The sequence below is a fragment of the Flavobacterium magnesitis genome (genome assembly GCF_041729735.1).
In the GTDB taxonomy this organism is placed as follows: Bacteria; Bacteroidota; Bacteroidia; order Flavobacteriales; family Flavobacteriaceae; genus Flavobacterium; species Flavobacterium magnesitis.
Genome location: NZ_JBCFQK010000003.1, coordinates 116,212 through 130,580, shown reverse-complemented (window position 1 = coordinate 130,580; position 14,369 = coordinate 116,212). Strand labels below are relative to the sequence as shown.

Below are 14,369 nucleotides of genomic sequence, written 5' to 3'. Positions count from 1 at the left end.
ATTACAAAAACAACTAGTGCCCCTAAAAATATGAAATCAAATACAGACCGAATTCAAGAATTAAAAACCAACGGATATTCTTTAAGTTTTGAAACTGTTTTCAATCTTGCCTTCGAAAATTATAAAAAAATTGTAATCTATGCAGGTTTGTTATTGTTGGTTTTATGTATTTTTTTCGGAATTGCAGCATCCCTAACTTTGGCTTTTAGTGTAGGAATTGAAAATCTCCAAGAACTGGCAAAACCTGAAAATTTAGATCCAAAAAACTTTTCTGATGAGTTTTTAGCGTATTACTTAGTGGGTTCTACTCTATTCAGCTGTCTTATAAGCCCAATTTTGGCAGGATTTATCAAAATGGCTCATAGTGCACAAATAGATGAAGAATTTCATGTTGCTACGGTTTTTAAATATTATCAATTTTCTTATTTTAAAGAATTGTTTTTAGCCACTTTATTTATCACAGTATTAAGTTTAGGAATTTCTTCTGTTCTTAATTTAACTGGACTTCCCATGCTAGGCTTCTTTGGTTCACTGACTATTTCTTTATTAAGTATTTTAGCTATTCCTCTAATAATTTTCAGCAATTTTACAGCCTTAGAGGCAGTAAATACTAGTTTTAGTTTAGTTTCTAAACAGCCATTGGTTCTTTTTGGGCTTTTTGCTGTTAGTTATTTGTTTTGTATTGTTGGATTTTTCTTTTTCATAATAGGTTTATTTTTTACATTGCCCCTTATGTTTTCTATGTATTATGCTATTTATAGTTCTATAATAGGTTTTAAATAAATAGACATTATTCATTGTTAGCAACTTAGCATATTTTTTTAACTAAAAAGATGTTTTTTTCTTTCTAATAGTCTTATTTTTAACAAAATTTAACAATCCAAAGATATTGTTGAATTCAGCTTATTAATTATAAATATATGATGCCACAATTCAGCTCGACGTTTGAAGCCTTTGCTAATAGCATGGGTTTTGGTGGTAATACTAATTTTTCGGCGATAAAAATGTTTGACATTATGGATCAGTTGCCTATCGATAAAAATCTTTATCGTACCATTGTGCCATTTGTCTTTTTCATCATTTTTTTGTTGATTTATAAATTCCACAAGATAAAATATGCTTTAGGAAACAAATTTATCAAAGATTTTACTCCTCAAAATTCTGAACATAAAGAATATCAACTTCATTTTCTTTTTTTAGGACTCATTGTTTTAATCTTAGAATTAACCTTTGAGTTTTTCAAACTAAGACCCAAAAGTCTTTTATTTACTAACCTTAGCATCTCTATTGTTTTAATTGCCATTGCTTACATTAGTACCAAATCCAATTTTGTTTTTAGAAACATCAAAAAAATATTTAGAGTTGTTTTTTGTATTGCTTTTCTTCAAGTGTGCAGAAATTTGGTTCAATTAGATGATGATAATATTCCATTTTTAAGTTTTTTACTCTTTGTTTATTTTTCTTATAATATTTTAAAACCAGCAAAACTCTATTGGTTATTTCTCTTGTTTTCTCTTGGCTATCTTATTGCTATTTCGTTATTAAAACTAGCCCCTTTAGATAGAATTACGTTTGTTTTTAATTACACTTTAATCGTTATTTTTATCAATTATATTCGCCACATGTCTATTCAGGACATCAATGATAAATTCCAGTTTAATAACCAAATTATCAATAAAGGGAATTCGCTAATTATGGCAAAAAACAAAAATAATGAGATTGTTTTTTGTAGCGAAAATGTAGAAAGTATTTTAGGCTATACTATAAATGAAATTATGGGTTATGAATATTATAAACTCACAGAAAGTCCTGAAATCACTTCGACTGAATCATTTGAAAGCCAAATAAATGATAAGATTTTTGTTCGAAAATTAAAATGTAAAAACGGAGAATTCAAATTCATCCAATGGAAAAACAAACAATTTTCAGACAATTTAATCATTGGAATTGGTCAGGATATTACCAATGAAATTCATATTCAAAATCAATATAAAAATCTAATTCAAAATGCTCAAGATTTTATCTATGAAGTTAATTTAGACGGAAATATCATTTTTGTAAATAATTATACACTTAAAGCCTTAGGTTATTCTGAAAGCGAAATTTTAAACCAGCATTACTCTAATTTTATTAAAAAAGATTATGTAATTACGCTAACCCGATTTTACAATAGCAATCAGGAAAATGATTTAGAATTTCCGCAACTGGAAATTCCACTTTTGAAAAAAAATGGAGAAATCATTTGGGTAGCTCAAAAAGTAATGATAAGCCACAACGATTTAGGAAAAATCACGGGTTATTCGAGCATTGCCAGAGACATTACATTTATCAAAAACATTGAATTTGAAAATGAGAAAAGAAACGAAAAAAATAAAAAATTCTCCGAAAGTTTAAAAAGCTTTACCGCAAAAAGTTATTCGAGACAAGAAACCTTAGAAACTAAGCTCAAATCCATATTACAAAATACAACCAAAACTATTGAAGCCAATAGAGTCAGTTATTGGGAATATCTTGGTGACAGCATTCATTGCAACCAATTGTATGATTTAAAAACTAATGAATTTTCTAATGGTTGTGTTCTGACTAAAGCACTTTATCCTAATTATTTTAAAGCCATTGAGAACAAAACACCTGTAGTGGCTTCTAATGTTATAAACAATCCTATAACCAAAGAATTGTATGATGATTACCTTAAAATAAATAATATTCATTCAATGATAGACACTCCTATTTTTATAAATGGAGATTTGATTGGGATTCTTTGTATAGAATCCACCTTTGTTATCAAACAATGGGATAATGAAGATATTAATTTTGCCAGATCTATTGCTGACAGTATTACCATTGCTTTTGAATCGAAAAGAAGATTAGAAGTTGAGCAAAAATTAACCTATAAAAGTGATTTGCTTTCGGCAATGAACTTATGTACTGAGCGCTTTTTGAATGTAAAAGACATCGACAATGTATTCTCGGATGTACTTATAATCATTGGAAAAGTAACCAAATCCTATCGCTGTTTTTATTACCTGCATGATAGTATCAATCAAACTATTAGTCAAAAATACCGCTGGACAAAAGGCAATGAACAGTTAACGGAAATAAATCCAGCGTATCAAAATTTACCTTATTCTTTTTTTGGCGATTTCAATCCTAATAAAGTAGAAAATAAAGTTTACCAAAGTGTTATTTCCAATGTAAAAGACCCATTATTAAAACAAAAACTCCAAACCTTAGAAGTTGCTTCTATCATACTTTTGCCTGTTTTTGTTAAAAACAAATTTCACGGTGTTCTTGGTTTAAATGATTTAGATGAGAATAGAATTTGGGCTGAGGACGAAGTTCAAATTTTACAAACTTTAACGATGAATATTGGCTCGTCTATTGAACGAATTGAAACTGAAATTGCCGTTAATGAAAGTGAAGAAAAATTCAGATTATTAGCTAACAATATTCCAGGAACAGTTTATCTCTCTGAAAATGACGAAGATTTTACTAAAATCTATCTTAATGATGAAATTGAAAAACTGACTGGATATCCAAAAGAGGATTTTCTTGAAAAAAGAATTCGATTCAAAGATTTAATTCATCCCGAGGATTTAGAAAAAACACTTATAAAATCGAGTGCTAAATTATCTAGACTAGAACCTTTTCATATTAGTTATCGCATATTAAACAAAAAAGGAGAAATTGTTTGGATTGACGAATTTATCGACACCGTAGTTAATAATGGCGAAATCAAATACATTGAAGGAATTATGCTTGATATTAGCAAGCGTAAAGATGTAGAAAAAGCGATTAAAGCCAAAGAATATGCTGAAACAGCCAATAAAGCCAAATCAGAATTTTTAGCGAATATGAGTCACGAAATTAGAACGCCACTCAATGGAATTATTGGTTTTACCGATTTGTTGATGAAAACAAAACTGAATCATATTCAGGAAAAACACATGATTACGGTAAATCAGTCGGCTCATACATTACTCGAAATTGTAAATGACATTTTAGATTTTTCGAAAATTGAAGCAGGAAAACTTGATTTGCATATTGAAAAACATGAAATTAAGGAATTAATGACTCAGGTTATCGATTTAATTCAATTTGAAGCCAATCAAAAAAACTTACAGCTGGAATTAAATATTGATGATGAAGTTCCTTACTATTTTTGGATTGACATTGTGAGAATCAAACAAGTATTGATTAATTTATTATCGAATGCCGTTAAATTTACCGAAAATGGAAGCGTTAAGCTCAATGTTACTATCAAACAAAAAATAAGCGATACACAAACTAAAATTCGTTTTTCAGTTGAGGATTCAGGAATTGGAATTTTAGAACAAAATCAGAAAAAAATATTTAAAGCCTTCTCACAGGAAGATAGTTCAACAACTAAGAAATTTGGAGGAACCGGACTTGGGTTAACCATTTCAAACAAGCTTTTGAACTTAATGAATAGTCATTTAAAGCTAAAAAGTGAAGTAGGAAAAGGAAGTTATTTTTATTTTGATATCGATTTAAAAACAAATAACCAGTTGATTAATCCAACAGCAAATACAAAACCAACTGTAACTGTAGAAAATCCAAGTATTTTAGAAATTAATCCTAATTTAAAGAACACTAAAATTTTGCTTGTAGAAGACAATAAAATTAATATGCTTTTATTGAAAACAATTATAAAAAATAGTCTTCCAAAAGCGAATATTTTTGAAGCTTCAAACGGACTTGAAGCCGTAAATCAATTTGAAAGTATTCTTCCTGATATCATATTTATGGATATTCAAATGCCTGTAATGAACGGTTATGAGGCTACTGAAGCTATTAGAAAAAGTGCGGCTGGAAAAAATATTCCTATCATAGCCATTACTGCTGGAACTGAAAAAGAAGAAAGAAACAAATGCATACAAATGGAGATGAATGATTATATTTCGAAACCAATTGTAAAAGGAATTATTGAAGAAACCCTTGTAAAATGGGTAACTAACAAGTAAAAAATACAATATTATGAAATGGAGAGGCAGAAGACAAAGTAACAATGTGGAAGACCGAAGAGGAATGTCTTCTGGAGGAAAAACGATTGTTGGCGGCGGAATTCTTGGAATTATCATTTTATTACTCAATGTTTTTGGAGGAGAAAATGGACAAATGATTGCACCTATTCTTGAACAAATGAACCAAGGTCAAAACCAACAAGCTACAGAACAAAGAGACTTAACCGCAAAAGAATTAGAAGAACAAGCCTTTGTAAAAACAGTATTAGCCGATAACGAAGAGGTTTGGACAAAAATATTTGAAGAGAACAATCTACACTATAAAAAACCAAATATCGTTTTATTCAGCGGTGGTGTTCAAACTGGTTGCGGAAATGCTTCTTCTGATTCTGGTCCTTTTTACTGCCCAGCCGATCAAAAAGTATATATGGATTTGACTTTTTTTGAAGAACTGAAAACTAAGTTTGGTGCCATAGGCGGAGATTTTGCTACAGCTTATGTAATTGCTCACGAAATTGGTCACCATGTGCAAACTTTACTAGGAACTTCAGCCAAAATGAGGCAAATGCAACAAGGAAAAAGTAAGGCTGAAGCCAATAAATTATCAGTAGCCCTAGAGCTTCAAGCTGATTTTTATGCTGGAGTTTGGACACATTACAACCAGAAAATGAATGATGTTTTAGAAGATGGCGATCTTGAAGAAGCTTTAAGTGCCGCTCACGCAGTAGGAGATGATGCCATTCAAGCTAAAATACAAGGTCATATTGTTCCGGAATCTTTTACACATGGAACTTCTGAACAACGTAAATATTGGTTTATGAAAGGATATAAATCTGGTGATATCCATCAAGGAAATACTTTTAAAGAGCTAGAATAAGCTGAAAAAATAGCTTTAAAAAAAGTAGCCGTCTGGGATTAGACGGCTATTTTTTGTTTAACTACAAATGTACTTATAGTTTTAAAAAACGATAAAATTTAAAGTAAGTCAAACTTACCGAATAAAAAAAGCTTAGCTAAACTGGGTTTAACTAAGCTTTTCTATATAATTATAAAGTCTTTATAGACAACTAATTCTTGTATTGATTACAAATACTCTCCGTGTTGAGAAATATCTAATCCTAATTCTTCTTTGTCTTCACTAACTCTTAAAGGAGTAATTTTGTTAACTACAAAGAATAAAATATATGAACCTACAAATGCAAATACAGATACCATTATTAATGCTGTAAATTGATTGATAAATAAAGTAGATTCGCCAAAGATAAGTCCTTGATCAGTAACCGCTGGATTGATATCTTTAGAAGCAAAAACTCCAGTTAACAACATCCCTACCATACCACCAACACCGTGACAAGCAAATACATCTAAAGCATCGTCAATTTTTCCTTTTGGAAATTTACTTACCATAAAGTTACTTACAATACTACTAAACAATCCAATAAAGATAGCGTGAGGAATACTAACAAATCCAGCAGCTGGAGTAATAGCTACTAAACCTACCACAGTACCAATACAAGCTCCCATAGCCGATAATTTATGACCTAAAATTTTATCCATAAATACCCAAGCCATACCAGCAGCAGCAGCAGCAACTGTAGTTGTTCCTAAAGCCTGAACAGCTAAACTATTTGAACCTAAAGAAGAACCTGCGTTGAAACCAAACCATCCAAACCACAATAAAGCCGTTCCTAATAATACATAAGTAATACGAGATGGGTTTACCTTTTGAACTTTTCTTTTTCCTAAAAACATTGCTCCAGCAAGAGCTGCCCATCCTGCACTCATGTGCACTACAGTACCTCCTGCAAAATCCAATACTCCCATTTTAAAGAAATAACCATCAGAATGCCATGTCATGTGACATAATGGAGTATAAATAAATAAAACGAATAAAACCATGAACAACAAATAAGCCCAAAAACGAACTCTTTCAGCAAATGCTCCTGTAATTAAAGCTGGTGTAATAACCGCAAATTTTGCTTGAAATAAAGCAAAAAGCATAAAAGGAATTGTTCCCCAAGCTGTAGTAATACCTACATTTTGAAACATAAAAAATTCTGTTGGATCTCCAATGATTCCTCCTATAGAAGTACCGAAAGATAAACTAAATCCGATAACAATCCATAAGATAGTTACAATTAGCATTGCCATGAAACTTTGTAACATTGTACTAATTACATTTTTCTTACCAACCATACCTCCGTAAAAGAATCCTAATCCTGGTGTCATGATCAATACAAGTGCTGTAGCAACAATCATCCAAGCAGTATCTCCAGTATCAAATGTAGCGGCTTCTGCAGGAACGGTAATCCCAGTTAGAATAGAACTTGAAAATAGTGTAACGATTAATAGCGCAATCATTATTACACTTAAACTAATTTTTCTCATTTTGTTTTGGTTTAAATTTTCGTCAAAAATATAAAACGATTAACAACCCCCATACAAAACAACAGTAAATGTTTTAACTTTTATTATTTATTCATTTTACCCCCATGAATTTTAGGGGCAACAACCATAAAACACATAAAAAATATCGATTTGTTAAATTCAAACCTACTTTAGATGCGTTTTATGTTAATTTTAGCAAATTATTTTACAGAAAAAACGTGCAAAAATTACAATTCCGCAATCTAGAATAGTTTTAGCCAATATTCTTTCCAATATAATCGGAATTCAATAAATAAAGTGCGCCCATATATTTTAAATTGAAAGACACTAAATCACCAATTTTATAATTCTTTTTGGAATAAGTAATATCTATAACTAACATATCCGAACTAGCGTCAATAATTGTTATGTCATCATCCTCTGGACTAAGATATTGTGGCTGCATGTCTAATAAACCAATATCTAAAATGGCTCTTAATGAAGTACTACTAAAATCTTCTATTTGTTGCATCGAAAAAGTATTTCCTGCCACATTCTCGCCTAATTCTCCTGTTGGCGTATTAGGTTTCTCGGTGATTTCAATAATTTCGGTATACAATTTAAAAACATCATTATGCATTCCGTCCATAGTTTCTCCGGTAAATAAATCTTTCCCAAAAAACAACGCCTCTCCTATCCTAAAGTGATTGACCGCCATAGGACGAGCATTTTTCAAAATCAAAGGTACAGCCACCGATGTTCCTCCCGAAACCCAGGGAATTTGAATATTAAACTTAGCTTCAATTAATTGTTTATATAAACTCAACTGAATCAATTTGTCCTGAGTAGGCATAACTCCGCTTAAACAATTCAGATTCGTTCCTATTCCACGGATTTCGATATTAGGCAAACTCAAAACATCTCCATAAAATTCAACCAATTCGTCGCCCATAACCCCTTCACGAAGATCTCCCATTTCAATCATAATAATAATCTTGTGGACTTTATTTTGCTTTTTAGCTTCTTTGGAAAGCAATTTAATGGTATAAATTTCAGTATTAAAACTCACATCAGCATAGCGAACAATACTTTCAATACTTCTTTGGGCTGGTGGTTTTATGTATACGGTTTGAATTTCGGGATCCAAATCCTTTATTTTTTTTAAGTTACTAATTCTGGAATCGTGAATTTCTTTTACTCCTAAAGCAATTATTTCTTTTAGATAAATGATGTTTCCACACAACATTTTAGAAACTACTCCCCAATTTATATCTCGGGATTTAAAAATTGTATCTAGAAACCGATAATTTTCTTCTAATTTTTTTCTGTATAATTTTACGAATGCCATTAGTCTATAATTTTTCTTGGAATTCTTTTAGAAATTCGGGTTAATAATTCATAATTCAGTTGGTTACTGTAATCACTAAAAGAAGCTATGGAAATGGAAAGCTCTTTTTGGTTTCCTATCAATACTACTTCATCATCTTTTTTAATATTTTCAATTTCTGTAATATCTACAGCAATCATATTCATAGTGACTACACCTACTACCATACAGCGTTGTCCATGAATAAGCACACGACCATGATTACTCAGTGATCGACTGTAACCATGAGCATAACCAATAGGGATTACAGCAATCTTCATATTTTTTTTAGCCATAAAACTTGTTCCATAACCTATAAAATCACCCATTTTTACCTTTTTAACATCCATTACAGCCGTTTTCCAGGCAATAACCCGATGCAAGGGATCTATTTTTACTTTTTTAGAATTCAAATAAGCTACAAAAACTTCCTGGCTGGGCCATAAACCGTATTGCATAATTCCAATTCTTACCAGATTCATTCTTGTTTTTGGAAACATAATTGAAGCTGCTGAACAAGCCGAATGTAAAATTTCAGGCTTTAATTCTTCTTTACATAAATACTGATAAATTTCTTCAAAACGCTTGATTTGGCTTTCTACTCTATAATAATTGGCTATACTTTCGGCACCAGCATAATGTGTACAAAGACCTTTAAAACTAAGGTATTCTTTGTCTTTTTTTAGAATCGAAATCACTGATTTCAGTTCGTTTTTTTCAAAACCAGTCCGATTCATACCCGTTTCGACTTCGATATGTACAATGGCTTTCTTTTTGAGTTTTTTAGCTGCTTTAGAAGCATTGGTCAATCTTTTTTTATCAAAAACGAAAAACTCTATATCATGCTCAATAATCCATTCTAAATCATCTTCATGCACAAATCCCATAATTAGAATCGTTGCTTTATTCTGTACAACCGCTTGAACTTGTCGCGCTTCTTCTACATCAAAAACAGAAAAATGATTGACACCACATTCCGATGCTATAGTAACAAATTCGGGAATTCCATGTCCGTAAGCGTTTCCTTTTACTACCGAAGAAAGAATTCTTTTTTTTCCAAATAATTGATTCAGAAAATCTATATTTTTTTGATATGCCGAACGACTCAGTTCTATAATTGAATTAGTTTGCATCTGTAATTTGTTTGCTAATATTGTTAAAAACACTAATTCCTGTTTGCAGAATATCATCTGGAAAATCATAATTAGGATTATGAAGTGAAGGCGTATCTATTCCTGCGCCTATACCAAACATAGCACCTGAATATTGTTGCGTCAACAATCCAAAATCTTCACCCCAACTAAAAGGATTTTCTTTTTCAAGAAGTTCAAAATGATTTATTTTTGCTGCTTTTCGAACAAAATTTACTGCTTCAGGATTGTTTTCATTGGCTTCAAAATTTTGTATCCAATCAATTTCGCAATCAAGTTGATGCTCTTTTGCAATTTTTTCAGCAATAGTCTCTAATAATGTTGTTGTTTTTTTCATCTGAAGTGTGCTGTTGCTTCTTATCGTAAAATGAACCTCGCCTTCCCCAGCTGAAATACCATACGCTTTTTCGCCCATTTGAATATAAATTGGCGTAATGATTTGATAATTGTCTTTAGAAATATCAGATTGAATCAGTTTGTTGTATTCCGAAATAATAGAAGCAATGGCTAAAGCTGGATTAATGCCATTTTCAGGTTCCCCAGCGTGGGCAATAATTCCTTTTAATTTTATAATAATACTACCAACGGCACAGCTAAAAGTATTGTTTTTTACAACAATTTGGTTTTTAGGATAACCGGGTAAATTGTGTAACGCAAAAACATAATCAGGTTGGATTGATCCGAATTTATCATCACTAATTACTTTTTGTGCTCCACTGCCATCCTCTTCAGCAGGCTGAAATAATAAAATTACTGATCCCGTTTCGGGTCTTTTGTGATGCAAGGCGATAGCTAAACCACATAAAATAGCCATGTGTCCATCATGACCACATTTATGCGAAACTCCTTTATTTACTGATTGATAATCAAAGTCATTGTTTTCCTCAATAGGCAACGCATCAAGTTCAGCTCTAAACAATACTTTTTTTCCTGGGTTTTTACTGTTGTAAATTGCTGCAACCCCTGTTTTACCAATATTTTCGATTATTTTGTCCGGAGGATACTTTGCTAAAAAAGAAACAATTCGTTGTGCTGTTTTTTCTTCTTCGCCAGAAACTTCAGGATTTTGATGCAACTCTTTACGTAACGAAATCAAAGTGTCTAAATATTGATTAAAGTGCTCCATTTTACATTATTTAATGAGACGCATTTCTAGATATTTATTTGTAAATCCTAGTTTTTCATAGAGTTTTTTAGCGGGATTATTCGGTTCAACATGCAAAGCAATATCACCATCGGCAACAGAAATTGCTTTTTCCATTAAACTTTTTCCATAGCCTTTTCCTCGTTTGCTATTATCAACAGCAATGTAAACCAAAATGTTTTCGGGTATAAAGCCCTTCATCCCTGTATTATTCAAAATCACAGCACCTACAATGGCATCGTTATCAATTCCTAGAATAATATTTCCTCCTTTTTCAGGATGCATTACATAAGCCATACATTTCAAAATATCTTCTACTTTATCGCCATATTCTTCTAAATGCGTATAAAGAAAATCAGCTATAACTTGATTTGAATATTTTTTGTCTTCTCCTGAAGTATAATTAATTTGTTTGAAATCCATTTTTTATTTTTTTATTATGATAATAAATTGATAATGTGACGAATAAAATAAGAGAAACACTTATTCCATAAATATTAGCATCTAAATTTTCAGAAAGTTGTATCCCTAAAGGTAGTTTATTATTTGTAACTATTAGTCCAATTGTAGTTGCTCCACCCAAAAGCATACTCCAAAAAGCCGCAATGGGATGGCTTTTTTTCCAAAATAATGCGCCAATAACCGGAATGAATAATCCAGAAACCATAAAAGCATAGGAATAAAGCATAAGTTCCAATACATTTTGCATTTGGGACGCTAATAAAATAGCAAATAAGCCCACTAATAAAGTCACTATTTGCGACAGCTGTAATTCCTTTTTATGAGTTAATTCTTTTTTAGAAAATTTAGCAATAATATCGGTTACAATATTTCCGGAAGCCGCCATTAAACAGCTATCAGCAGTAGAAAGTATTGCCGAAAAATAAGAAGAAAGCATCAACCCCATTAACCCAACGGGTAAAATAGTAGCGAGCAAAATAGGTAATCCCATTTCGCTATCCATATTGGCAGCATCTGTAATTCCTGTAAACATTCCTTTTGTTGCGGCTACTTTGGCAAGCATTCCTAATATTACGCCCATAAAAGCCATAATAGGCCACTCGAAAACACCTGCAATTAACCAGGCTTTTTTAGCTTCTTTTTCTCCTTTACTGGCATAAATACGTTGGTACAATGTCATTCCTACAAACCAAATAGGAATAATTGTTACCGACCAGTTTATAATTTGATAAATAGAAACATTGGTTAACGATAAATATTCAGGAGCTAAAGTACTTTTTATAGCATCATAACCTCCTACGGCGTTGTAAGCAACGGGAATTCCAATAAAAACCAAACCACTAATAAGTACTAACCACTGAATGGTATCGGTATAAATAACTGCTTTTAAACCGCCTATTGAAGTATAAGCTACCGCAATAACTCCCATAACAATTAGCGCTGTTTGAATGTCTAATTCTGGAATGGTAGCCGAAGCTAATTTGGCTCCAGCCAAAACCTGCGAACTGGTAAAACCAATATAACCAATTGCCGAAATAATTCCTGCTAAAAAAGCCACTCTCGCATTGTAAAAATGACTGAAAATTTGAGGAAATGTGAAAAATTTATGTTTATGTCCTAATTTACTAATAGTTGGAATTAAAAATACTGCACTCAGCCAAGCACCTAATAAACCGGTAAAAAGCATCCAGGAACCTGATAAACCCATAGTAAAACCCAGACCTCCCAATCCTATAGAAAATCCTCCTCCCACATCGGTAGCAACAACAGATAACCCAATGTGCCAGCTACTCATACTTCTTCCACTAACATAAAAGTCTTCTGCAGTTTTATTTTTGTTAAAAAAATAAAGACCAACACCTAGCATAGCCAGCATATAAACAAAAAAGATTACATAATCAATTATGTGCATTTTTTCAATTTTCAAGATTTTTAATAGCCTGTACATGGAATTTTTCCAAAGGCAAAGATGTAGCATGCTACAAAAGGTGATTTTTAAAATTATTTCAAGAAAATGAAATAGTAGATAGGCTTAAAAACAATGACAATAAATCATTTTTTTACCATTTAAAAATCAAATAACTTTTGCAAATATAAGAAAAACATCCTAAAACTTAATATTTAAACCATTTTAGGCTTGATACAAAACCAAACTCAAAAATTATTACACTTCAAAATTTATTAAAAAACTGTTGTTTCATTTTAAATCAATCCTCAATATCAAATAATTGATAGAGATTATTTAACAAAAATAGTTTTGTAAGAAAAAAATAATTATTTTTAAAAATTAGACTACAAAAAAAATATTCCTGCATCATTAAAATTAATTATGAAAGCAAGAATACATTCTAATTTTTATATAAAATATGAAAGATAAAAACACGGTTAACTGGGGAATTATAGGACTAGGCAATATTGCACATCTGTTTGCAAAAGAATTACAAATGGTTGATGGTGCAAAATTAGTAGCAGTCGCTTCAAGAAGTAAAGATAATGCGATTGCATTTGCTGATATTTATCAATGTCCAAAGGCTTATGATACTTATGAAGACATTATGAATGACGATACTATTGACATTCTATATATCGCCACACCACATGATTCTCATGCTGAATTATCCTTAAAAGCATTAGAAAACAACAAACATGTTTTATGTGAAAAACCAATTGCGTTGCGGTATCAAGATGCCGAAAAAATGATTGCTGCTTCAAAGAAGTATAATAAATTTTTCATGGAAGCTTTCTGGACAAGATTTAATCCTTCTTTTAGAGAAGCTTTTATAAAAATTCAACAAGGAGAAATTGGAAAAATACGTTACATCAATGCTGATTTTGCCTTTCCTGCTGAAGAAAAAAAAGGAAATCGGATGTTTGATTTAAAACAAGGAGGTGGTTCTTTAATGGATATTGGTGTTTACCCATTATTTTTATCTTATGTTATTCTAGGAATTCCAGACAGCATCTATGCAAAATCAAATTTTCATTCCTCTGGTGTTGACACCCAAACCTCTATGATATTACATTATAAGGAAGCTCAAGCGGTATTATACTCTGGAATTTCCCATACATCTAACATGGAAGCCACCATAAGCGGGACTGAAGGCAGAATCAATTTGAGTTCTAATTGGCACATGACTGAATCCTATACTTTGATAAAAGACAACAATGAAACTAATTATTCTTTGCCCACAAAAGGCATGGGCTATACGTATGAAATTGAAGAATGTCATCAATGCATTCGAAATAATGTTATCGAAAGCAACTTATGGTCTCATAAAAATAGCCTAGAACTAATTAAGATAATTGATGAAGTTAAAAACCAAGTAGGATTGGATTTTTCTATTTAAAACCAAATTGAGAGTATATAAGCTTAGTGTAATATTGTAATTCTATTT

The 14,369-nt window shown here is 31.4% G+C and carries 10 protein-coding genes; 4 read left to right on the top strand and 6 right to left on the bottom strand.

All coding sequences use genetic code 11. The features are described from left to right. Positions 1-30 precede the first annotated feature (30 nt). The 3 genes from AAGV33_RS03485 (at position 31) to ypfJ (ending at position 5,862) form a co-directional block, all read left to right on the top strand. Positions 31-783: a hypothetical protein gene (locus AAGV33_RS03485; RefSeq protein WP_373390558.1), complete on the top strand. Its 753-nt coding sequence runs from the start codon at positions 31-33 to the stop codon at positions 781-783. A 137-nt stretch (positions 784-920) separates the two neighbouring features. Further along, positions 921-4,985, top strand: coding sequence for a PAS domain S-box protein (locus tag AAGV33_RS03480; protein WP_373390557.1), 4,065 nt, complete (start codon positions 921-923; stop codon positions 4,983-4,985). A gap of 13 nt (positions 4,986-4,998) precedes the next feature. After that, on the top strand, positions 4,999-5,862 hold the full coding sequence (gene ypfJ / locus AAGV33_RS03475; protein WP_373390556.1) for a KPN_02809 family neutral zinc metallopeptidase: 864 nt from the start codon (positions 4,999-5,001) through the stop codon (positions 5,860-5,862). Positions 5,863-6,068: 206 nt separating this feature from the next. On the opposite strand, the gene AAGV33_RS03470 is transcribed toward ypfJ, so the two are convergent. The 6 genes from AAGV33_RS03470 to AAGV33_RS03445 form a co-directional block, all read right to left on the bottom strand. Further along, positions 6,069-7,373, bottom strand: coding sequence for an ammonium transporter (locus AAGV33_RS03470; RefSeq protein ID WP_373390555.1), 1,305 nt, complete (start codon positions 7,371-7,373; stop codon positions 6,069-6,071). Positions 7,374-7,626: 253 nt separating this feature from the next. Further along, positions 7,627-8,700: an alanine/ornithine racemase family PLP-dependent enzyme gene (locus tag AAGV33_RS03465; RefSeq protein WP_373390554.1), complete on the bottom strand. Its 1,074-nt coding sequence runs from the start codon at positions 8,698-8,700 to the stop codon at positions 7,627-7,629. Then, positions 8,700-9,851: an alanine racemase gene (gene alr / locus AAGV33_RS03460; protein ID WP_373390553.1), complete on the bottom strand. Its 1,152-nt coding sequence runs from the start codon at positions 9,849-9,851 to the stop codon at positions 8,700-8,702. The genes AAGV33_RS03465 and alr overlap by 1 nt, the downstream gene beginning before the upstream one ends. Continuing rightward, positions 9,841-10,995 carry an amidohydrolase gene (locus AAGV33_RS03455; protein WP_373390552.1) on the bottom strand — a complete coding sequence of 385 codons (1,155 nt, stop codon included), beginning with the start codon at positions 10,993-10,995 and terminating at the stop codon, positions 9,841-9,843. The genes alr and AAGV33_RS03455 overlap by 11 nt, the downstream gene beginning before the upstream one ends. A gap of 6 nt (positions 10,996-11,001) precedes the next feature. Then, positions 11,002-11,436 carry a GNAT family N-acetyltransferase gene (locus AAGV33_RS03450; RefSeq protein WP_373390551.1) on the bottom strand — a complete coding sequence of 145 codons (435 nt, stop codon included), beginning with the start codon at positions 11,434-11,436 and terminating at the stop codon, positions 11,002-11,004. Then, a complete protein-coding gene (locus AAGV33_RS03445; protein WP_373390550.1) occupies positions 11,417-12,886 on the bottom strand; it encodes a sodium:solute symporter family protein in 1,470 nt (489 codons plus the stop codon). The genes AAGV33_RS03450 and AAGV33_RS03445 overlap by 20 nt, the downstream gene beginning before the upstream one ends. 454 nt (positions 12,887-13,340) lie before the next feature. Between AAGV33_RS03445 and AAGV33_RS03440 the strand changes: the two genes are divergently transcribed. Continuing rightward, positions 13,341-14,321: a Gfo/Idh/MocA family protein gene (locus AAGV33_RS03440; RefSeq protein WP_373390549.1), complete on the top strand. Its 981-nt coding sequence runs from the start codon at positions 13,341-13,343 to the stop codon at positions 14,319-14,321. Positions 14,322-14,369: the final 48 nt, after the last annotated feature.

Excerpts from the sequence above, each read along its gene's own strand:
- AAGV33_RS03465 (WP_373390554.1), bottom strand. The coding sequence starts at position 8,700 with ATGGCATTCGTAAAATTATACAGAAAAAAATTAGAAGAAAATTATCGG.
- AAGV33_RS03440 (WP_373390549.1), top strand. The coding sequence starts at position 13,341 with ATGAAAGATAAAAACACGGTTAACTGGGGAATTATAGGACTAGGCAAT.
- AAGV33_RS03480 (WP_373390557.1), top strand. The coding sequence starts at position 921 with ATGATGCCACAATTCAGCTCGACGTTTGAAGCCTTTGCTAATAGCATG.
- AAGV33_RS03470 (WP_373390555.1), bottom strand. The coding sequence starts at position 7,373 with ATGAGAAAAATTAGTTTAAGTGTAATAATGATTGCGCTATTAATCGTT.
- AAGV33_RS03445 (WP_373390550.1), bottom strand. The coding sequence starts at position 12,886 with ATGCACATAATTGATTATGTAATCTTTTTTGTTTATATGCTGGCTATG.
- AAGV33_RS03455 (WP_373390552.1), bottom strand. The coding sequence starts at position 10,995 with ATGGAGCACTTTAATCAATATTTAGACACTTTGATTTCGTTACGTAAA.
- AAGV33_RS03450 (WP_373390551.1), bottom strand. The coding sequence starts at position 11,436 with ATGGATTTCAAACAAATTAATTATACTTCAGGAGAAGACAAAAAATAT.
- ypfJ (WP_373390556.1), top strand. The coding sequence starts at position 4,999 with ATGAAATGGAGAGGCAGAAGACAAAGTAACAATGTGGAAGACCGAAGA.
- alr (WP_373390553.1), bottom strand. The coding sequence starts at position 9,851 with ATGCAAACTAATTCAATTATAGAACTGAGTCGTTCGGCATATCAAAAA.
- AAGV33_RS03485 (WP_373390558.1), top strand. The coding sequence starts at position 31 with ATGAAATCAAATACAGACCGAATTCAAGAATTAAAAACCAACGGATAT.